Origin of the sequence: Streptomyces sp. NPDC059452, assembly GCF_042750035.1 — a bacterium.
Classification (GTDB): Bacteria; Actinomycetota; Actinomycetes; order Streptomycetales; family Streptomycetaceae; genus Streptomyces.
This window is the reverse complement of record NZ_JBHYVE010000033.1, coordinates 24,421-45,901: the sequence shown is the minus strand read 5'-3', so window position 1 is coordinate 45,901 and position 21,481 is coordinate 24,421. Positions and strand designations below refer to the sequence as shown.

Sequence of the window (21,481 nt, the reverse complement as noted above, 5' to 3'; positions counted from 1 at the left end):
TGTGCCGGATGGTGCGGAAGGACGAAGGGGCGGCGCGGCGTGGACGCGGATTCGTACGCGGAGATGTACAGGCCCGGCACGGGTGATCTGATTGACGGGCGCTACGAGTTGACGGAGTCGCTCGGCAAGGGCGGGATGGCCCACGTCTGGCGGGCCCGCGAGGTCTCCCCGGGCGGCGGCACTTCCGAAGGTCGCGCGGTCTCGGCGGATCGCGAGGTCGCGGTGAAGTTCCTGCGCCACGACTCCGAGGCCCTATACACCCTCGACCCGGAGGAGAGGGAGGTCGAACTCGCCGTCAGAAACGCCCGGTTCCGGCGCGAGGCCACGCTTCTGGGCACGCTCGACCATCCAGGCATCACGGAGCTGTACAGCAGCGGGTCGCACCGGGGCGTGCCGTACATCGCCATGCGTCTGGTGACCGGGGTGAGTCTGCGGACCTTCCTGGACGAGCACACACCGCTGCCACTGGCGACGGCGATCGCCGTCGCCGTGCAGATGGCGGGGGCGCTGACCTGCGCACATACGTTGCCCGTCGTGCACAGGGACCTCAAGCCGGACAACATCATGATCGACGACGAGGGGGCGGTCGTCCTCATCGACTTCGGCATCGCCAAGCCGCTGCGGTCCGACGCCACTCGTTACACGGCGCACGGTTCCACCCTGGGCACCCGCGGCTATCTGGCGCCGGAGCAGCTCCTTGAGCGTGAGCCCACCGCGCGTACGGATGTGTACTGCTTCGGCTGCGTCTTCTACGAACTGCTCACCGGGCGTCCGCCGTTTCCGCTCGGCGCGGACGCCGGTCTGACCGAGAGGCATCTGTACGAGGAGCCGCTGCCGCCGAGCGTGTACGCCGCGGGCATCCCCGAGGTGATCGACGATCTCGTGCTGCGCATGCTCGCCAAGCAGCCGGGCCGGCGACCACCCGTGGACGAGGTCCTGGCGGTCCTCGAACCGCTCGGTCCGCAGCCCGGCGACCCCGGGCCACGTCCCCGCACCCACCCCGACGCCACGGCGCCGCTGCGTCGGCCCGTGGACCGGGCCGCACGCACCACCCGCGCTCCCGCCGCGCCCCCTGCCCCGTCCTTGGCGGAGAACGAGGCGGAGTGGCTGGACGTCCACGCGTTGGAACTGCTGTGCGCGCGGGCCGAGTCGGAGATCGCCACCCGCGAACCCGGTGAGGCGACCGATCGTCTGAGTGCGCTGACAGAACGGGTGCGCGGGGAGTGGGGAGAGCGCCGCCCCCTGGTGCGCCGCGTGTGGCGGACAGCGGCGGACGGGCTCCGCCTGGCCGGGGACTTCGGCTCCGCGGCTCGTCTCTACGAGGGGATCGACGACGCGCTCCTGCACGGCGACGGTCCGGCCGAGCGGGCGGAGCGCGCGGTGATCCGGCTGCGGCTGGCCGAATGCCGACTCGCCTTCGGTGAACTGGAGGCCGCCGTCGTCACGGTCGACGCCGCGGGCCGCACGGCCGCGGGCCTGCCGCGCGAGTACGCCCAACAGGTCGAGTCCGTAAGGCGTGAGGTCGACGCCCAGCTCTCGGCCCGGCTCGCGGACGGTCATGACACCTCGCAGGTCCGGACGGACAACGAGGCGCCGTGACGCGCTCCGCCGCCTCACACCACCGGACGCGCTACGCCCCGCCCGCGAGCCGCCCGGCCGCCAGTTCGTCACCGAGGTCGTGGACGAGGTCGCCGCCGAGCTCGGCGGTGCGCCGCGCCAGCTGTTCGAAGGCAGCGAGTTCACGGAACGCCTCGCCGTAGCGCCGCTGCTCGCGCAGCGGCACCTGGCGGACCTGGAGGCGGCGGACGTCGATGCGGGAGGAGCTCGTCGCGTGGGTTCCGGCCTGGCGGACGTTGGCCGGGGCACGCAGCGAACCGGCGAGGAACCAGGCGTCCAGCTGCTCGGGCTGCACCCGTACAGCGTGCAGTTGCGCGCCCAGGGCGGTGGGTACTCCTTCATGGACCCAGGCGGAGAAGGCCCGCGCCACCCCCACCACGACGATGTCTCCGGGTTCGGCGATCACGGCGTCGCGCACCGCCGGGTCGTCGGCGGCGAGGTGTCCCCTGGGTACGCCGTCCGACAGAAGGTCGGGAACCGTCAGCAGCGGGATATCCTCGGCGGACGGCGTCCCGGTGCGGACCGCTGTCTCCGGTGGCTGCTGGCCGCCGCGCAGGGTGAGCGCCCCCGCCCGCGCCAGTTCGGCGACGGTGGTGGCTGTGGGCGTGTCCTGTGCGGCGGAGGCGAGTTCGAGCGCCGCGAGCAGCCGGGCGGACTTGGTCATGTTAGTGGTGAGCTCCTTGAACTCTCGCCAGGACGCAGCCAGTCGGGGCGCGCTGTCCGCCGAGGACGGGGTGATGTGGCGTCCCGGAGTGAGGTCGACCTCGTCGTCGAGCAGCTCGATGACGGGTACGCGCCGCACATGGGCAGATCCCTCGTCCGGGACCGGCCCTCCCAAGGTCTCACGCAGGAAGTCACCGATCGCCGCCCAGTCGGGGGCCCATTCACGGCCCGGGTCCCGGGGGAAACGGGACACTCCGTCGGCCACCAGCAGGTGACCGCCTACAGGCGCCTCCTCACCTGCCGCGGGCGCCCGTAGCACCCACAGGTGCAGGGAGACGCTGTGCGGCGCGGCGCACCCTGGTGGCAGCGCCACGACAGCCTTCAGCTGGCCGGTGCGCAGCAGGGACCCGCGGATGCGCCGTCCGGCCTTGCGCGCCGCCACGGCGGGGGGCAGCAGCAGCACGGCCGCGCCTCCGGGCCGCAGACCGGCCAGACAGTGCTGGACCCAGGCGAGTTCGGGTTCGGTACGCGGCGGCAGGCCATGACTCCAGCGGGAATCCGTGGCCAGCTCCTCGTATCCCCAGTCCCGTTCGTTGAACGGCGGGTTACACAGCACGATATCGGCCGGCGCGTCGGCGAACGGGTCGTCGCGCAGCGAGTCCCCGCCGCGTACGTCGATGCGCGCGGGCTCCCTCTGCGGCACCTCCCCGGCGAGGGTCAGGCGGGCTTCGGCGAGTGCTGCGAGTACGGGGTCACGGTCGCCACCGAGCAAAGTGAGCGCTCCTCTGTCCGCCCTCGTGGCCTCGGTCACGGCCATCAGGAGGTGGCCGGTGCCGCAGGCGGGGTCCATCGCCGTCAGGCCGCCGTCGACGTCCGCCACGTGGGTGGCGATGTCCGCCATGAGCGAGGCGAGCGGCTCGGGGGTCGTGGCGATCTGGCGTACGTGGACGTCGAGCCAGCGGCGCAGCAGGAAGGCGAAGGTCTCCGGGCCTCCTTCGCGCCGCCCGAGATCCACGGCCCTTTCGATCAGAGCCGCCGTCTCTTTCGGGTACGCGGGCTGGCCTGCCCCGTCCCGCACGGCGAGCCGTCTGCCCACCTCAGCGATCGCCGCCCCCGTCTCGTCCCGTCCGCCGAGCGCCTCGAAGCGGGGCCAGAGCCATTCGCGCTCGGCGGATTTCTTGAGCTTCTTGTTCTCGCGCAGCCAGTTCTCGATGTCGGTGAGGGAGAACTGGGGATTGACGTCCGTGCCGGCGATCCGGGCGGGGAACGACGGATGACGCCGCCGCCAGTTGCTGACGGCGGCCCGCCCGACGCCCGCGAGACGAGCGATTTCCGCCAGGGACACGGGTACGGCACGCGGCGTGGACATCTGAACTCCCTGGATGTTTCTCAATAGATGCGGATGCTCCCCGCCTAAAGGCGCGTGATCAAGCCACTTTTCCTCACCCGCGCGTCCCGCAGACTACTACGCCCACCGTAAGCATTGACAGTGTTCACAGGGCAACAGAGCGCCACTCTTCCGGCCGCCTCACGCCGTCGAGAAAGTCGCTCGGCCGCCCGCTGTACGACATGTAGAGCGCCTCTCTCGCCCGGGTGCTCGCGACGAACAGCAGGCACCGTTCGGCCGCGAGGTCGGTCGCGTTCTGCAGCGGGTCGATGTCGGCGGGTGTCACCGCCGCCGCGAACGGGAACGCCGACGCGGTCACCCCCGCCACAACCACGCAGCGGAACTCAAGACCCTTCAGGCTATGCAGGCTCGACACCCGCACCCCGGCCGCGTCATCGGACTGCCCGTCCTTGACCCGCACCACGGGCAGCCCGGCCCGGGCGAGGCGATCGCTGATCATCGCGGTCTGTGTGTGGAATCGGGCGCAGACCGCGATCTCGGACGGCGCGACACCGGCCGCCACCCACGCTCCCACCGTGCGCACGACGGCGTTCGCCTCAGCCACATCCGTGCCGTGCCCCTCGCACACGGGCCGCTCCCCGTGCAGCAGGGACCGGTACCCGGAAAGCGAGTCCGGGGCGTCACCGGTCAGGTCCGCCACCGGCTCGCCGTCGAGCAGCGCCCGCGACCAGCACAGGATCTCCTCCGTGGAGCGGTAGTTGAGACGCAGTCGCGCGCCCCGTCCCGCGACGGAGATACCCAGGGAGCGCAGCGAGACCCGGGAGTCGTAGATCCGCTGGTGCGGGTCACCGGTGAGGAACAGGTCGTCGGGCCCTTCGGGCACGAGTGCCCGAAGCAGCCGCCACTGGGCGGGGTGCAGGTCCTGCGCCTCGTCCACCACCACATGGTCGTAGCGGAAGCCCTCGGCCGGCCTGCCCTCCAGGAGCCGGGCAGCTCTGGCGCACAGCTGCAGCCAGGTGCAGGCGCGGTCGCGGGCGAGTTCCTCCTCGAACCGCTCCATCGCCTGCCACAGCCGCGGACGCTGCCCGGCCGCCAGCTTGCTGCCGCGTCCGCGCCGCAGGCACTTCTCGTACTCCTCGCGGGTGCGCAAGTCCTGGGCGAGCAGCACGTGCCGGTACTCCTGGGCCAGGAACGCGTCGGCCCACGGAAGTTCGAGTCGGCGGGCCAGGCGCTTCCAGCGCAGCCGCTCGTCCTTGTCTCCGAGGACGTCCCCCGGGTTCCCGTGCAGCTCGCGCACGATGCGATGGGCGGTGGCGTCGACCGTGGTGACGGTGACCCGGTCGAGGAGCGCCTGGTCCTGGTCGAGGAGCAGGGCGAGCCCGGAGCGCAGCGAGCGGGCGAGCGCGCCGGTGTACGTGGTGAGCAGGACGCGGGTGTCGGGTGAGCGCCCGAGCAGGTGCTTGACGCGGTGCAGGGCGACCACGGTCTTGCCGGTGCCAGGGCCGCCGGTGATCTGGGCGGGGCCCGTGTTCGCGGGACGGTAGGCGACCCGTCGCTGGGTGGGATGCAGGAAGATCCGCCATGCGTCGAAGGGCTTGGCGAGGATGTCGGCGAGCTCCTCGGGCCCAGTGACCAAGGCGATCCGACTGCGCGTACGGCTGACGGCGGCGGCCAGCTCGCCCTGCTTGCCCTCGACCTCCTCGACGGCGGCCGTCTGCCGTACCGCGACAAGGTCACGGTAGATGTCCTCGGGCTCGAACCCTTCCGCGAGCAGCCACAACGCTTCGAACTGGTCCTCCGGCATCAGCGACCCGAACGCCTCCAGCTGCGCCTTGCCGGTGATGACGCGGGCGGCGCGCAGCGTGGCGTCGTCGACGCCGAGGTGGCGCAGCACGGTGTCCGACCACCGGGCGAACAGGAGCTCCGGCGCGGCCTCGGCCTCCTGGGCGAAGAGCGGGGTGATCTGCTCCATGGCGGTCAGATCACGCACTTCAAGACAGCGTGTGACCGCGTTGACCGAGTACAGCCGCCGCTTGGCCCAGGAGTACGCCTTGTCGTGGGAGACGACATGGACGAAGACGAACACGTCACTACCGTCGTCGGGCGCGAGCAGCACGATGCGCTGTCCGTCGTCGACCCGGATGGTGCGCATACGCGGATCACGGGAGCCGACCACGGACTCCAGGTGCAGGCCCTTGTCCGCGTGCAACTGGTGCACCGTCAGCTGCTGGAACTTCCCCATCGCCTTGTGCACCCGGGCGCGAGACGGCTTGTCGAGCCGGTCCACGCCCTCCCAGAAGGTGTTGGTGATCGCGATCTGCGGCATACGCGCCTCGCCTTCCTCCGCCAAGCTCCGCCACAGCGGCGAGCATTGACTTAGTTTACAATCCATCCGGTCGAATGCGGCCCATCTGCTCGATCCATGGTCCGTAAGCAGCTCTGCTTGGCAAGATTCATCTGGGATGCCTGTCGGCCGGACACGTAGCCACGGAGGGGGAACATGTCGATCGAGGTACTGCCGGTGTCCGGGGAGGGGTCGGAGCTGATGGGCCCGGTCATCGCCCTGGGCGACAGGTATACGAGATATCTGGGCCTGCTCACGCCGCCCGCGTACCACAAGCACGCCGAGGACGGCGGCCTGATGGCGGCCGTGGAGGACGGGGAAGTCGTCGGCTACGCGCTCTTCGGGCTCCCGAAACGGAATCTCCATGTGCGCCTCGCCCACTTGTGCGTGGCTGAGGAGCACCGGAGGAAGGGAATCGCACGCCGGCTGATCGAGGCCATTCGGGAGCGACACGCGCACCGGCTCGGAATCCGGGCCAAGTGCCGTCGCGATTACGGCCTCAGTGGCATGTGGGCGGGCCTCGGCTTCGTCCCCAAGGGCGAGAGCGTGGGCCGGGGCAAGGACAGGGAGATTCTGGACACGTGGTGGCTCGACCTCGGCCATGAGGACCTGTTCACCGAGGCTCGAAGCGAGGCTCTGCTCGTGGTGACCGTCGACCACAGCGTCTTCGCCGGGCTCCGCGGCACGGGGTCGGAACAAGCGGTGAAGGAGTCGCGGGCCCTCGAAGCGGGGTGGCTCGCCGACCTGATCGAACTCGCTTATACACCGCAGCTGCTGCACGCCGTACGCGACGTGGAGAAGGCGGAAGATCGGCAGCATCAGCGCACGGGCTTGGCCGGGCTGCGGTCGCTGCCCCCCGACACCGCCGCGGTCTCGGTCCGCCTGGCGGAGTTGGTCGCGGCCGTACGGAAAGAGTCGCCCGACGCACCACTCACCGCCGAGCAGCGCGCCCGCCTGCAGTATGTGGCCGAGACGTCCTGCGCCGGCCTCCAGGTACTGGTGACTCGCGATCCCGGACTCGCCGCCCTGGCTGATGTCGCCTGGGGCGTAGCGCGCGTCAAGGTCGTCTCCCCCGCCGTGGTCACCCTGCATGTCGATGAACTGCACCAGGCCCAGGTGTACCGGCCAGCCGATCTCATGGGTACCGCCTTCTCAGCCGAGGCAGTCACACCCGGCACCGAAGGCGAGCTGGTCGCCTTCTTCGACCAGGCCGACGGCGACAGGGGTTCCGCCTTCGCGGAGCGATTGAAATCCCTCGCCACGGACGGCGTGCTGTGGCACAGGGAACTGCTGCGAGACGGAGCGGGACGCCCCGTGGCTCTGAACGTCTGGGCCATGGACGGCCGCACACTCAACGTCGCCTTCCTGCGTACGGCCTCGCACCCCCTGGAGGAGTCACTCGCGAGGCAATTGCTCTTCATGCTGAAGAAGCTCGCACGGGAGAGAAGCGCACAGGCGGTCCGCATCGCGGATCCATACATGTCCGCGGCCACCAAGGCTGCGGCCGGCAGCGACGGCTTCATCGCCGACGAGAGCGGCTTCACGGCGGTCCTCGTCGATGTGTGCGGGTCCGCCGCCGCCGTATCCGCGGTGGCCGCCGAGATCGGAAACCGTCTGGGGCGCGTGATGCCGGCCCTGGATCCCCAGGTGCCACCGGAGATCGCGAGCGTAGCCGAGCAGGTGTGGTGGCCGGTGAAGCTCATCGATTCGGCCCTGCCGTCCTTCATCGCCCCCATCAGACCCCGTTGGTCGACGGAGCTGTTCGACGTTCCGGCCATGCTCGTCCCTCGGGCCGACGTGCTTGGCATCAGCCGTGAGCACGTCTACTACCGGTCACCGGGGGGCCGAGGGGAGTCGGTCCCCGCCCGTATCCTCTGGTACGTCAGCGGGAGCGGCTCCAGACAGCAGGGGAAGATGGTGATCGGCTGCTCGCGCCTGGACGAGGTGATCGTCGACGAGCCCGACACCCTCTTCTCGAAATTCGAACACCTGGGCGTATATGGTCGTGCCGACGTGCGCGCGACAGCCGACAGCTCGGGAAAGGCCATGGCCTTGAGGTTCTCCGACACGGAGCTCTTCCCCGTACATGTGACGCATTCCCGGTTGACCGCGTTGGCCGGGAAGCTGCGGCTACCGTTGCCGCTGACGTCACTGTCGAAGATCAGCAACGCGCTGTTCCAGGCTGTTTATGAAGAGGGGCACCGAACACCGTGAACGATCCGGAGCGCACGATGCTGCTGTCCGTCCATCCCCGGTTCGCCACGGCGATCCTGGCCGGGACGAAAACGGTGGAGGTCCGCCGCCAGCGCGTCGCCGCCCCGCCCGGAACTCCGGTCCTGCTCTACGCGACCGCCCCCACCATGGCCATCGTGGGCCTCGCGCGCATCGCCTCGGTCCGGGTGGCCTCTCCCCGCGAGGTCTGGACCGCCAGTCGGACGAAGGCCGGAATCAGTCGACGCGAGTATGACGAGTACATGAGCGGGGCGATCCAGGCGAGCGGGCTCTCGCTGGAAGCGCCCGTGGCCTTCCAAGCGCCAGTGCCACTGTCGGCCCTGCGGGCTTCAGGGTCGTTCCATCCACCGCAGAGCTACAGGTATTTGACGGGAGAGGATCTTCGAAAGCTGGTGATGGCCGCGCCGGACGGTGGCACGGTGCTGCGTGACACGCTGAGCGAACTCGTTCGGGTCTGAGCAGTACGTAGCGCAACGGCCACCAACCCGCGTTCCCACTCGCCAATCGGGGCGAGGTCGTAGCCGAGGTCGGGCAGGGCCAGCCCAAGCGACCGGCCCTATAGACGACTTCCCGGTTCAACCCTCGTGGCGAGGGCCGTCACCCGGCGGCGGGTCCAGCACTGTCTGGTAAGCACGGCCGGTCTCGCGGGCTTCAGCCATGCGGTTGTAGATGTCGAGGATGAGATCCCGGGTGCGATAGGTGCCGTGTGCGGCCACTTCGTCGTCCCTGATGCGCGAGAAGGAATTCATCACATACTCCAGGTCCTCGGGCCCTAGACCGTAGAGGTGGAAGAAGGCGGCGTCCAACTCCGCTCGCAGCAGCGCTCGTCGCGCTTCGTCCCAGCGGAACGGGCGGCTACCGCCAACCCCGATGGCTGCGGCAAACGGCTCCATATCGCTTGCGGTGAAGGAGAGTTCAGCCACCCGCGCCGCCACCCACTCCGCGACGCTTGCACCGCCCCACGGACATGGCTCATCACCCGATTCAGGCGCTGGTACCGGAAGTTGGTAGGCCGTAAAGAACTTCAGGTGAGTGCCGCTGAACTTCTGGCGGGCCACGAAGTCGAGAACATACGACGACAGCGCCGCCTGAAGCAAGGCCGGATTACCGAGGGACGGCAGCATCAACAACGTGCCATCGGGAACAGCCGTGCGACGTAGGGCCGTATTGATCATGGTTCGTCGATCGGAGCTACGACAGATGTCACGCCACCCCAAGAGCCAGTCCTCATACCACTCCTTGTCCGCCAACCGCGTGGCCACCCCCGGCCACATGATCCGATTCCCCTTCTTGTCCCGTTTACCCGAATCCACGTCGAAGTCCGGCGCCCAATATCTTGGCATCGGCGCGAAGTTCGGGTCATCGTGCTGTTCCGGAGTCACCCGAGGCAGTGTCCCTACATTCGCCTGCGCCTGCGTCTGTCCCTCGTAACTGCCTAGTCGATGATCAAAGTGGTGGAACATCTTCGCCTCGTACAGGGGCAAGTAACGACGTCCGTCGGATGGGTGGGTGAATACGTTCCCCCTCAACTTCCAGCCTTCGGATTCCAGCTCATGTCTGCGCCGAAACAATTTGGAGTCCGAAGCACTGTTGAACAGCCCCTGCCGGAACTTGAGACCCCACGGATTGGAACCACCCCACCCCTTTTCATCCGACTCCTTGAAGAGGATGGAAACTCGCCCGTAGATACCAAACGTAATCTCCGCATCACGCCGCGTCTCGAACACCGGCAGGTTTCCGGTGTTCGGGTTTACCAGCAGAATCTCCTCGACGGGCATGGCGAACCGGCGCTCCGGAAGGTCTTCCATGTACCAGGTACCGAAGGCGAAGGACGCTTCGCGGACCTGCTCCTCCCGACCGGTGACGGTCAGCAGTGCGAAACGGACCGAGTGGTGAACGTCCCTGCTGAGCACGAATGCCTCGTTCTTGAAGTCCAGGAACGAGACGAGCCGCTTCGAGCGGACCAGGTCAGAGAAGAACGGTGCGGTCGTTGCGTCCGTGGCAATGCCCGTCTGAAGGACGAGGCCAAACCGCCCCCGGGGCGCGATCCCATGCGACGCGGCCTCGGCAAACAGCGGGTATGTGTTCAGCTTGCCACGCGCGGCCAGCGGGTAGCGGCCAGACCACCGGGCCAGATGAGAGTACCCGTCGGACAGCCGCTTCTCGGCGACGTACTCCTTGTACAGCTCCCGGTCCGCTTCCTCCTCGCTGACCGCAAGCTGGTCGATCAATACCTGCCGGGCCGCCTGATTAGGCGCCTTGCTGATTTCGGGCGCACTGGTCGCGAAATGCTCCTCTGTCTTAAATTCAAGGGTTTCCCACGGGGGATTCCCCAGCACACAGCTGAACCCACCCATCCACCCGGCCCGCTCGTCCACGCCCGGCGCCGTCGGGTCGGCCGGCACCCGGAACACCTCCGGGAACTCAAGATGCCAGTGGAAAAAGTGGTACTCCTCGCGTAGCTCCCGCACTGTGCGCGCGGTGCCGCCGGGCAGGTGCGCGTCAGCATCGATCTCGGTTTCCGTGTCGCCATCGGCCGAGTGGAGGGCGAGGAGGGAGTCAGTCGTGAGGGCGGGCGGTGAGGCTGTCTCGACCTTTGCCCACACGAACGCCGCACACCAGGCATCGGCGAGTCTGCGGGCCCTGATGTAGTCCTTGGACGTCGTCAGCTCATGGTAAGCGCGGATCTGTTCCTGAACGTCTTCCAGTTCCGTCGACCGGGCATCCGTGATCGCGGACGTGGCTTTGGCAAAAGGCGCGTTGGACACGGCGATGGCGTACTCCCTCGAGAATAGGGCCCCCTGGTCCATGCCCTTGCGGATCGCCGCCAGCCAGCGCTCGCGCTCGCTCGCGTTGCGGGCCTTCAGGTTCCGGACGGCCTTCGACTCGTCACCCTCCAGCACTTTGAACGCCTCGTCGGGCAGGCCGCCCGCGAGGAGCTTGGGGGTGGTACCGAGGAGCCCATTGCCGTGCTTGATGTGCGCGTCGAGGAACGTGAGCGGGCGGCCGGGTTTCATGGCCTCGATCCACAGGGAGACCTTGGCCAACTCCACGGCCATCGGGTTGAGGTCGACGCCATACACACAGCGGGAGATGACCTCGCGCAAAGCGTCGCGCACGGCTTCGGCGGTCGGCTCCGGGTCGTCGGTCTCGATCTCCGCGAGTCGGCGGGCGATGCGGCGGGCCGCCGCGACCAGGAAGTGGCCGCTGCCGCAGGCCGGGTCGCACACGGCCAGCGCGAGCAGCGCCGCCTTGCGTTCCCGCTTCGTCGTACCCGAGCGGACGGCCCGCTCGATGACCGGGTCGAGGGCCGAGTCCAGCAGACAGTCGATCAGCGGTGATGGCGTGTAGTAGGAGCCGGAGGTCTTGCGGTCGTTGCCGCCCAGCTTCTTCAGGACATAGGAGCCGTCGTCTTCCTGCCGGGGTTCGAGTTCAAGCAACGACTCATAGACCGAGCCGAGTTCATCCGCTCCCAGATGCCGATAGTCGACCTTGCGGGGGCGGCCGAGCTTGACGTCGAAGATGACAGCGAGGGCGCGCACGGCCTCGTACAGAGACTCGTTGGTGAGGGCAAGGCCGTCGAGCCGGCTGTCCACCGGGTTGGGTTCGAAGAGACCGCCGAGGGCGGGCAGACCCAGTTCGGGGCGCCCGCCGGGCTCGCCGAGGCCCTTGATGACCAGGGTGAGAGCCTCCCACTGGTCGCCGTGAGGGCTGCCGGTGCGGCGGGCGAGGCGGCGCAGGCGGCCGGTGGAGAAGTACTTCTCGTAGCGGTCGCGTACGGTCTTGTCGGCCTCCGGGTGCAGGAGCAGGCCGCGGTCCTCGGTGACGAAGAGGAACAGCAGCCTGTAGACGAGCCGCAGCAGGGCTGGGTGCAGGTCACGGACGGTGAGCGTGCGGGAGTGCAGGGCCTCGCGCAGCTTCGCGTTGTCGGGGTGTGCGATGAGTCCGCCGCCGATCACCGTGAGGGCTTTCTCGACGCCCTTGCGGAGCTCCTTGAGAGCGCGGGTGCCGGAGTCGATAGCCTCGGTGCGCCACTTCTCCAGCGGGCAGGATACGGCGGTGTCACCCTCGAAGCGGGTGCGGTGCAGCAGGCGCCACAGGAGGACGAAGTCGTCGGACCGCTTGCCCTCGAAGATTGCCTGAAGGTCGAACTCGATGAACGCGGCGCCGGTCAGCGACGCGGACTCGCGCAGCAACCGCAGCTGGCGGCCGTTGGACAGGGCACCCCACAGGGTCTTGTCGCCGGAGCGGTTGAGATACTCCTGCACCATGGACTGCGGGGCCTGCGGCGCCACATGCGGGGTGCGGACGTCCAGCGGGATGTTCCAGCCGGTGAGGTGCACGGGCACGTGCGCCCACGCATGACTGACCGGGAAGTCCTTCGTGTCGTCGTGGGCGGGCAGGCCGGGCTCCGGCACGGCAGACAGCGCGCCGAAGCCGAGCTGCTCGAACAGGGGCAGCAACCAGCGTTCGGTGGTGAGCCCCACCGCGTGCACACCGGCGTCGTCGTCTGCCCCGTCGCGGGCGAGGGCGTCCTGGTAGGCGGCCCAGACACCGCGCAGATAGCCCCAGGAGCGCTCGGCGGCGTCCCGTACGGACTCGCCCTTGGCGAACAGCCGGTAGTCAGCGGGCTTCGAGCCGGACTGCTCCTTGCCTTCCTTGATACGGACGAGAAGGTCGTAGGGCAGCAGACCGCCGACGGTGGCGACGGTGTCGGTGACCAGGGTTCTCGCGGTGCTCACGCGTCGCCTCCCAGCTGGATTGTGGCGGCCGGACGGTAGAGAAAGACACCGAGGACGTCCGGATCGCCCTGCGGGACGGCCTTCAGGCCGGCGAGACGGGCCCGGGCCGCAGTGCGGACCCGGTGGTGCGAGGCTTCCAGCTCCGTCGCGGCCGACTCGGAGTGCAGTCGCAGTTCGTCCATGAGGCCGGTGTCCAAGGCGGCGAGGATCGACGCGATGTGATCAGTGGCGAAGCCCGAGTCGGAGTTTCCGGTGGCGCGGGCCTCAAGGAGGGCCAGCGCCTCCTCCTCCGTCAGCCACTGCGGCACTTCGGGTCTGCCCTGGAAGGCCACCACCCGGGCCTCCTCGGCGAGTTGGGGACGCATTTCGCCGTCGCGGCTGGGCAGGCTGAGCTGGAAGCGGTGACGTACGAGGAGCATGGTGGTGGGCCGCCCCACGGCGTTCGTACGGATCACCCCGCAGCGGCGGGCGGGGCGCTGCCAGGCCGGGAACTTCTCGTCCAAGGCGGTGTCCAAGACGAAGCGGGCGGTCGCGGCCACCACGGGGTCGGTGCGGGTCAGCGCCACCTCGCCGCGCGGAGCGCTCGGCGCGTCGTGGAAGACGACCGGGCGCGGGTGGCGGGGGCCGAGCGCCGCGGTCACGGCGTCGCGCAGGCCCTGCGGAAGCGCGTCGATGTGGGCAGTGAACCCGCCCTGCTTGCGATCGGCGGGCACCCCGCGCAATGCACCGAGCGCCCGGCGGGTGAACTCCCTGACCTCCTCGCCCGTGCCGAGTGCAGCACGGATCTCGGCGACCTCGGTGGCCACGTCCTCCTTCTTGATCCGGTTCTGGGCGTAGAGGGAACGGGACGCCTTCTCGCGCTCGGCAGAGGACTCCCAGGCGAGCTCCAACTGCTCAGCGGCGGGCAGCTGTTCCCGCTCGAACAGCCCCTCCTGCTCGAAGGAAGGGGTGTCGCTGCGCAGGATCAGCTCTTCGAACACCGCTTGCATGGCGCTCTCCGCCTGCTGCGGCACGGGGACGGAGATGCCGATGGCGCGGCGGATGCGCTCATGCTTGCGCAGCAGCACCTTCAGGACGATGTCGTCGACCGGGTTATCCGCCCCGTACAGGGTCAGCGCCTTCACTGTGTCGGTACGCTGCCCGAAGCGGTCGACGCGACCCTCGCGCTGCTCGTGGCGGGTCGGGTTCCAGGCCAGGTCATAGTGGATGACAGCGTCGAAAGACTCCTGGAGGTTGACGCCCTCGGACAGGCAGTCGGTGGCCACCAGGACCCGCCGCTCGGGGGCAGGCTCTCCGTGCTCGTCCGCGCCGGTGAGTTCGGCGATGCGGTGCAGGCGCATGTCTGGCGAGAGTTCGCCAGTGACGGAGGCTACCGCTACCGGGTGTTCGGTGCCTCTCTTGTTGAGCACCTTCTTCAGGTGGTCGGCGACGTAGTCGGACGTGGCGATGTAACGGCAGAACACGATCGGCCGGTAACCGGAATCGAGGAGGTCGGTCACCGTCGCCACCAGCTTCTTCAGCTTGGTGTCGCGGGTGGGACCGGCGAGTTTGCCCGCGGCCTCGGCCATGGCGACGAGACGGGACTTCTCCTCGGCGTTGAGATCGTCGGGGCCGGTCTCTCCGGTCGTGGACGTGGCGGTGGGCAGCAGGCTGCCCGGTACCTCGTCCGCGGACTGGGCGCTGTCGGTGTCCGCCGGGTCCGAGACGGTCACCTGCCCGGTACGGTCCACCTCGTCAGGGTTGTCCGCCTCCTGGACACCGGCCCTCGTGTTCAGCGACCGCACAGCGGCGGCGGGCGAGGAGGAAAGGGTGCGCAGCAGCGCCAGGGTCGACCACCAGCGCTGCCGCTGCTGCAACGCGCCGTCGGCGGAGCGCACCGTCTCCCGGGCGTATGCGAGGACCTCGGCGAGCAGGGCGCGGTAGTCGCGGTGCAGGGTGTAAGAGACCTCGGCGGTGTCCCGGCTGGAGGGGAAGTGTGCGCCGTCCTGGAAGTCCTCACGAATGTCGGCGCGGCGGCGCTGCACGAAGAACTGGGCTAGCAGCTCACGGCCCGCGCGGGATTCGAAGCCCACGGTGGCGAGGCGGGCGTCAAGTAGCCCGAGCAGCCTTCGGAAAGGCTCCTCCTTGCCGCTGTGCGGGGTCGCGGTGACCAGGAGGAGGTGGCGGTCGGGGACGTCGGCGAGCGCACGCAACAGTCCGTAGCGCTGCTGTGACGTGCGCGCCGAGACCTGCGCGGTGGAGTCCGCGACACAGGTGTGCGCCTCGTCGACGATCACCAGGTCGGGGCAGTTGTTCAGGAAGTCCTCGCGGTAGCGGGGCGACTTGATGAAGTCTGTGGAAACGACGTAGGCGCCGTCGGAGCGGAACACAGAATGCCCGTACGGCGTCTCGCGCTCAAGGCGGCCGATAGTGGCGGGCAGTACCAGCCGCGCGTCGATACCGAACTTGCCGCGCAGCTCGGCCCGCCATTGTTCGGCTAGCGCCGGGGAGCACAGCACGACCAGACCACGGGCATCGCCCTGGGCAAGCAGTTCGGCCGCGATGAGGCCGGCCTCGACGGTCTTGCCGATGCCCACGTCGTCGGCGATCAGCAGCCGCACTGTGTCCTGGCGCAGCGCCATCATCAGCGGCACCAGCTGGTACGGGCGTGGGTCCACGGCGATCGAGGCGAGCGACCGGAAGGGGCCCGCCCCTGCGCGGAACCCGATCCGCAGGGCGGTGCGCAGCAGACCGGCGGTGTGCTGGTCGCCGAGGTCACCGGGCGTGGGCGGGGCGAACGTGGCAGGCACCACGGTCTCCAGGCCCGGCAGCACCCCCGCGATGTCGACATCGGCGCCGCCCAGCGGGCGCAGCACGAGGAGGTCTTCGGTGGAGTCCGGCAGCACCACCCATTCACGGCCCCGGGCATGGACGAGAGAGCCGACGGCGTACTTCGGGGCCGGCGCGGCGGCGGTGGTCATACGGGCCTTCCGGGCGGGTGCGGGCGTGCTTGGTGTACGTACGGAGGAGGAGGCCATCGGCCGACGCTGCTGGGCGAGGCGTCCGGTCGCAGGTCAGCGGCGGGGTTCGCCGAACACCTGAGGGTACTCGGCAACCTTCTTGGACCAGTCGTCGTCGTAGCGGACGCGGACCACTTCCCAGCCGAAGTCCTTCAGCCGTTCCTCCGCCTCCTCGTCGCGAAGCACGATGTCGTCGTGGTCGTGGTGCGGGCCGTCGACGAAGACCGCGATCGGGCCGAACCCGGTGTCGTACACGAAGTCCGGCTTGGACAGCGCCTCGCGCACCTTGATCTGCTGGTGGTCCGGGAGCCGGTGGCCGTGCGACCTCAGGTACTCGACGAAACGCTCCTCCAGGGTGGAGTCGGCGCCCTGGCGCAGCACGTCGGCGTGCTCGTCGCGCGAACGGCCCGGGGTGGACTCGCCGACGGTGCCGTCCGCGAACGCCTGGAGCAGGTCGCGCACGAGCTGCCGGTCGATAACGCGGTGGTGACGCTGGTTGGCGAAGGACAGCAGACAGTCGTAGCAACCCTTCTCACACGGGTCGCCGCTGGTCTTCTCGTCGCCGCGGTCACGCCCCAACTGGTCGAAGTGGGCGATCTGCAGAGCCTTGCGCGCGGCGCGCGCCAGAGCTCCGGGCTCGGCCTGCAGACGCCGCAGGACACCCGCGCCGCCCTCCGCGCTCTCGATGAGCAGGAGGCGTTCACGCGGCCCGTCGTGCGGCGGCAGCTCCTCGGTGTCGAGTTCGGAGTCCTCCAACTGGAACTCTGCCTCGATGCCCCGCTCCAGGGCGTACTGAAGGGTGACGGCGGTGTCCCGGTCGACCGGCTCAGCCAAGTGGAGGACGAGAATGTTCCGGGTGTCCTGCACGTACGGGATCACCGGCATCTTGCGGTGGGCCTTCTCGGCGTCCGCGAGTCCTTCCTGCTCCTGGGGAGTCTCCCTGCCACCCTTCTTGGCCGCGCCGCCCGCGAGCCACTCCCCCGTCACCGGGTCCATCCAGAAGCCGATCTCGCCCTTGGCGACGGAACGACGGTAGCCGAGGTTGGTAAGCCGGATGGTGGCGCTGTCTCCGTACGCCAGCTCGGCGAGGGCGCGGCCGGAGGCAGTCTGCGCCATGGCACGCAGCGATCCGTCGCGGCCGTCCTCGTGCTTCTTGAAGCGGTACGAGATCTCCACCTTGTAACCGGTGCGCTGGCGCTCCTCCTCGTCGGAGGAGATCCGGTCTCGGCGGTGGGTGAAGACGGTGTGCAGGTGCAGCAGACCGGTCCGCGCGTCACCGAGACCGCTGCCGCAGCCCGTGCAGACGTCCTCGTGCTGCTCCTCCGGGGACAGATAGCCGCAGGCCCCGCACACCTTCGCGCTCTCGGTGGTCAGCTCACCCGCGGTGTCCGGCGGCAGCTGCACCCGGTCCACCTTGTAGCGGCTGCCCTCGTGGTAGATGAGCGCGCCGGGCCCGAACTCGCGGATCGCGATGAACCGGGAGCGCTGCAGGTAGTCGCCGTCGTAGCCGCCACGGCTGGTGCGGCCGGTGCCCGGGATGTACGCGGCGAGCGGCAGCCTGGGGAAGGAGTAGCCCGGCAGGAAGCCCTCGGAGGCGAAGTAGCGGTAGGGGAAGAAGTCGGACATCACGGTCCGCTCGCCGCCCTGTTCGTTGCGCAGCAGCGAGAGTTGGCTCTCGGCCTGCGCGCGGCGGCGCTTGGCCTGGTCCTTGGAGCGGCCCGTGGCGGTGCGGTTGAGGATGTTGCGGTGCTGGATCTCGCGTTCTTCGAGGGCTTGCCTGAAGAGGTTCTTCCAGCGCCCGCACGCCTTGCGGAAGCTGCCCGGCGCGGCCTCGACGGTCTGCTCCAGCCACCGCTCGTGCCACCAGGACGTGGTGCGCAGCAGATCGCCACAGCCGTCCAGGACAGTACGGGCGCGCGCCAGGGCGCGGCGGCGGGCAGCTGGCTCCTCGATGGCCGTGGCCACCGACGACGCCAGTTCCAGCGAGGGGTGGTCGCCGTCGGCATCGATCAGCCGGGCCATGCTGGTGCCGAGATCGAGCCGGGTCTCGGCGAGCCAGATCGCGTGCACGTGGGAGGCGAGCAGATCCTCGTTGGCCAGGTCGAGCCGGGGCGGGGCGACCCGGCCAGCCACCATCTGCTGGCGCCGGGTGAAGTAGTACTGGTCGTGGCTGTTGCCGGTCGCGCAGTACGTGGTCACGAGCGCGGGCTGGCCGCTGCGGCCCGCGCGGCCGGAGCGCTGCGCGTAGTTGGCAGGGGTCGGCGGCACGTTGCGCAGGTTGACGGCGTTGAGGTTCTTGATGTCGACGCCGAGTTCCATCGTCGGCGAGCAGTACAGGAGGGGAAGCCGGGTGCCCTCGCCGAACAGATCCTCGCGTTCTTGGCGGACGTCGGGGTGGACCTGGGCCGTGTGCTCGGCGGCGTGCAGACCGGCGAAGGTGGCGGCGATGTCCTGGTAGAGCCGCTTGAAGAAGGCGTTGACGCGAGGGCCACGCTCGCCACGGTAGGTACGGCGCAGGCGGTCCACGGCACCGTGGTCGTCGTCGCGGGCGTGCCAGCGGATGACGGTGTGGTTGATCCGGTAGCCGGGCTCCTCGCCCCGCCCCTGGGAGACCTCGGCCAGGACTCCGCCGTCGGCCAGCACACGGAGCAGGTCGCGGATGACGTCCTGGGCCTCGTCGAGGGAGAGCCCCTGTCCCCAGTCGGGGAAGGTGGTGTCCTTGCGGACATGGCGGCCGAACGCGGTGCGGCCGGTCAGGTTCAGCTCGCTGCGGCCGCGCCCGGTGCGGCCGGGACGGCCGGGACGGGCCACGGCGAACCTGGCTGGCGGCGGTGCCGCCTCCGTGTCAGCGATCCCCCACGCGTCGTTGAGCCGCGCCGACTCCTTGCGGAGCTCGGCGAACTTGGCCTCGGTGAAGTAGGGCGTGTCCACGGCCCGTTGGCGCCGCAGTTCGTCCATGAGGACCTTGGAGAGCCGGTGGCGTGCCTCGGGAGTGGCCATGCGCAGCGGACCCACGGTGTCCCGCCACCGGTCCTCGTCGCCGGCGATGGCGTCGAGCCCCCCGTACTCCAGACCGAGCAACCCGGTCTGTTCCAGGTTGGGCATGGTGACGCGCCAGCCGCGTTCCAGGTCGAGGAAGAGACGGTATTCGGCGACCGCGGACAGCGCCTCCAGCGTGCTCTCCGCCAGCTCCTCGATCTCGGTGGGCTTGGCCGCGTACTCGTGCGGGGAGAGCCCCATCACCGCCACCACGTCCTCGCCGAGCCGCTTCCAGCGCAGACCCTTGTCACCGGCGGCAACCATCGCCCGGTACAGGGCACCGCGCAGCTGCGTGACCATGACGAAGTCGTTGAAGTGGCCCGACTGCAGACTCGCGTCCTGCCGGTTGTCGACAAAGGTCAGCAACTTCCGTGCATCCTCACCAAGTTCACCCTCGGGAATACTCTTGAGGTGACGCACGATCGAGGCACTGACGACGGAGGTGGCGGTCGAGCGACCCTCCTGGTCGAGGGTCATCAGCTTGGCGAAGTCCCGCTCCTTGACCTGCTCATAGCCGACGCCGCACTCCAGGCAGAAGAGGAACGGAGCAGGCAGGTAAGCCGCATAGATGCCGCCGTTCACCCTTCCGCCCCCGGTGCCGTCCGGGCGCACCCACACCGGCTGAGGCGCCCGCTTCCTACGGCTCGCGGTGAGCACCGGGGCGCCCTTGCGCTCGTCGAAGGTGAGCCAGCTGTCGGGGAAGCGCCGCTGCTCGATGGCGTCGCCGACCTGCTCCGGCCACGGGTTGACGGTCGAGATGTACAGATACCCCTGCTCGTCGTCCTCGTCCTCGCGCGTGCGGAAGGCGACAGAACCGTCGTCCCGCTCGTCGCGGGCGACCATCAGGTACTCCTGCCCACATTCACGGCAGAAGGACAGCGGCAGCAGCAGCTTCTCAGGAGCGTTCGGGACGCGCTGCTGATAGGTACGGGTGATGTGGCGGTCAGCCTCTCCCTCCAGGGAGACGTAGACCGATCCGCCCTTGGACAGGAACTGGTGCAGCCTGAAGGCGAACAACGGGCGGTTATCCTCCGCGCCGCGGGCGGCCACTCCCGCCTGGAGGGTGGCCCGGATGGCCTCAGCGCACGCCGCGTACCAACGTTCCTCCGGGTCGTCTTCCTCGATACCGAACGCCTCGGAACGCAGACGCACCGCAGCGGCCTCCACGGTGAGCGGTTCGGCGCGGACCAGAAGCGTGCTGCCGTCCTCATCCTCGGTCTCGACCAGACCAAAGGCGATCTCGATCCAGCGGGCCAGCGGATCGGCGGCCAGCCGCCCGTACTCGGCCGGAGGGTTGTTCTCCCTCACCCGCTCGGAGAGTTCGGATGGCGTGGGCACGGCGTCGCCAGTCGCCCGCACCAGGGTCTCACCGACCACCCTCTCCGGGGAGATCTCCGTGTCGAAGAGGGTGGAGGCGACGCGGGCGACCTCGCTGCGGCGCGCGGTGGGGGTGCCCTCGGTGGCCATCGTCGCGGACGTACCCACACACTGCAGGTTGGGTGACTCGCATGCCTCGCGTACCCGCCGCACCAGCACGGCGACGTCGGCGCCCTGCCGCCCCCGGTAGGTGTGCAGCTCGTCGAGGACGAGGAAGCGCAGCCCCTTGGCCGCCCCGATGAGCTTCTCGCGTTCCTTGGGACGGGTGAGCATCAGCTCCAGCATCACGTAGTTGGTGAGCAGGATGTCCGGCTTGGACTCGCGGATGGCCTCCTTTTCGTCCTCCCTTTCCTGACCGGTGTAACGGGCATAGGTGACCGGCTCGCACCCCTCGCCGAATCCGGCGGTGAGGAACTTCGCCAGCTCCCGCTCCTGGCTGTTGGCGAGGGCGTTCATGGGGTAGACGATGATCGCCTTGATGCCTGGCGCGGCGCCGGCCTCCTTCTCGCGCAGCACCCGGTCGACGATCGGCACGATGTAGCCGAGGCTCTTGCCTGAGCCGGTACCGGTGGTCAGGACATACGACTCCCTGGAGCCGGCCGCCTCGATCGCCTCAAGCTGGTGCCGGTGGAAGCGGATCGGACGGACTGAGGCGCCCCGCTCGTCTTTGCCGGTACGGAAGATGTCCGCGCACGCCGGGTGCAGCAGCCCCCCCGGCCGCGCGAGATCCTCGACCGAACCACCAGATTCGAAGCTCGGATTCAGGGAGAGATAAGGGTCGGGCCACTGGTCTCCGTCGGCGAGCGACTTCGCCACCTGGGCGTCGATGCGGGCGTCGTCGATCACCACCGATCCGGATGTGTACTCCTTGTAGTCCCGGATAAGCCGCTGGTGCACCTTGAAGACGTCCACGTGTTCCCCACTTGTTCCCGAGGCGGTACGGAGCAACGGTAACCACCCGCCGACCGCGGTGCGCCACACTCCCCTTGATCGTACGCCACACATCACAACATGCACCTGTGAACTTAGTCAATGAATACTGGTAACGAGGATGCTGGTTCACGGAACGACGCGCTCATGCCACACTCTGTCCGACGCGCCCGCCCGGGCAGGCGCGTCG

The 21,481-nt window shown here is 69.1% G+C and carries 8 protein-coding genes; 3 read left to right on the top strand and 5 right to left on the bottom strand.

Annotated features, from left to right (window positions below; genetic code table 11):
• Positions 1-39 precede the first annotated feature (39 nt).
• The gene (locus ACFW9Z_RS31315) at positions 40-1,599 is read left to right on the top strand and encodes a serine/threonine-protein kinase (RefSeq protein ID WP_384646018.1); all 1,560 of its coding nucleotides are present in this window, start codon (positions 40-42) and stop codon (positions 1,597-1,599) included.
• 31 nt (positions 1,600-1,630) lie between these two features.
• Here ACFW9Z_RS31315 and ACFW9Z_RS31310 read toward each other — a convergent pair whose 3' ends face one another.
• Together ACFW9Z_RS31310 and ACFW9Z_RS31305 are read right to left on the bottom strand one after the other, a co-directional pair.
• Positions 1,631-3,649, bottom strand: a complete 2,019-nt coding sequence (locus ACFW9Z_RS31310) for an N-6 DNA methylase (protein ID WP_384646017.1) — start codon at positions 3,647-3,649, stop codon at positions 1,631-1,633.
• A gap of 124 nt (positions 3,650-3,773) precedes the next feature.
• Positions 3,774-5,954 carry a UvrD-helicase domain-containing protein gene (locus ACFW9Z_RS31305; protein ID WP_384646016.1) on the bottom strand — a complete coding sequence of 727 codons (2,181 nt, stop codon included), beginning with the start codon at positions 5,952-5,954 and terminating at the stop codon, positions 3,774-3,776.
• A gap of 174 nt (positions 5,955-6,128) precedes the next feature.
• Here ACFW9Z_RS31305 and ACFW9Z_RS31300 point away from each other — a divergent pair, with 174 nt between their 5' ends.
• Positions 6,129-8,186 (top strand): GNAT family N-acetyltransferase, encoded by a 2,058-nt coding sequence (locus ACFW9Z_RS31300; RefSeq protein ID WP_384646014.1) that lies wholly within the window; start codon positions 6,129-6,131, stop codon positions 8,184-8,186.
• The gene (locus ACFW9Z_RS31295) at positions 8,183-8,662 is read left to right on the top strand and encodes an ASCH domain-containing protein (protein WP_384646013.1); all 480 of its coding nucleotides are present in this window, start codon (positions 8,183-8,185) and stop codon (positions 8,660-8,662) included. The genes ACFW9Z_RS31300 and ACFW9Z_RS31295 overlap by 4 nt, the downstream gene beginning before the upstream one ends.
• Before the next feature lie 117 nt (positions 8,663-8,779).
• Here the strand turns inward: ACFW9Z_RS31295 and ACFW9Z_RS31290 are convergent, their stop codons facing one another.
• The 3 genes from ACFW9Z_RS31290 to ACFW9Z_RS31280 form a co-directional block, all read right to left on the bottom strand.
• Positions 8,780-12,946 carry an Eco57I restriction-modification methylase domain-containing protein gene (locus ACFW9Z_RS31290; RefSeq protein ID WP_384646012.1) on the bottom strand — a complete coding sequence of 1,389 codons (4,167 nt, stop codon included), beginning with the start codon at positions 12,944-12,946 and terminating at the stop codon, positions 8,780-8,782.
• Positions 12,943-15,906, bottom strand: a complete 2,964-nt coding sequence (locus ACFW9Z_RS31285; protein ID WP_384646011.1) for a helicase-related protein — start codon at positions 15,904-15,906, stop codon at positions 12,943-12,945. Before ACFW9Z_RS31285 ends, ACFW9Z_RS31290 begins: the two co-directional genes overlap by 4 nt.
• 93 nt (positions 15,907-15,999) lie before the next feature.
• Positions 16,000-21,273, bottom strand: coding sequence for a DEAD/DEAH box helicase (locus tag ACFW9Z_RS31280; RefSeq protein WP_384646010.1), 5,274 nt, complete (start codon positions 21,271-21,273; stop codon positions 16,000-16,002).
• Positions 21,274-21,481 lie beyond the last annotated feature (208 nt).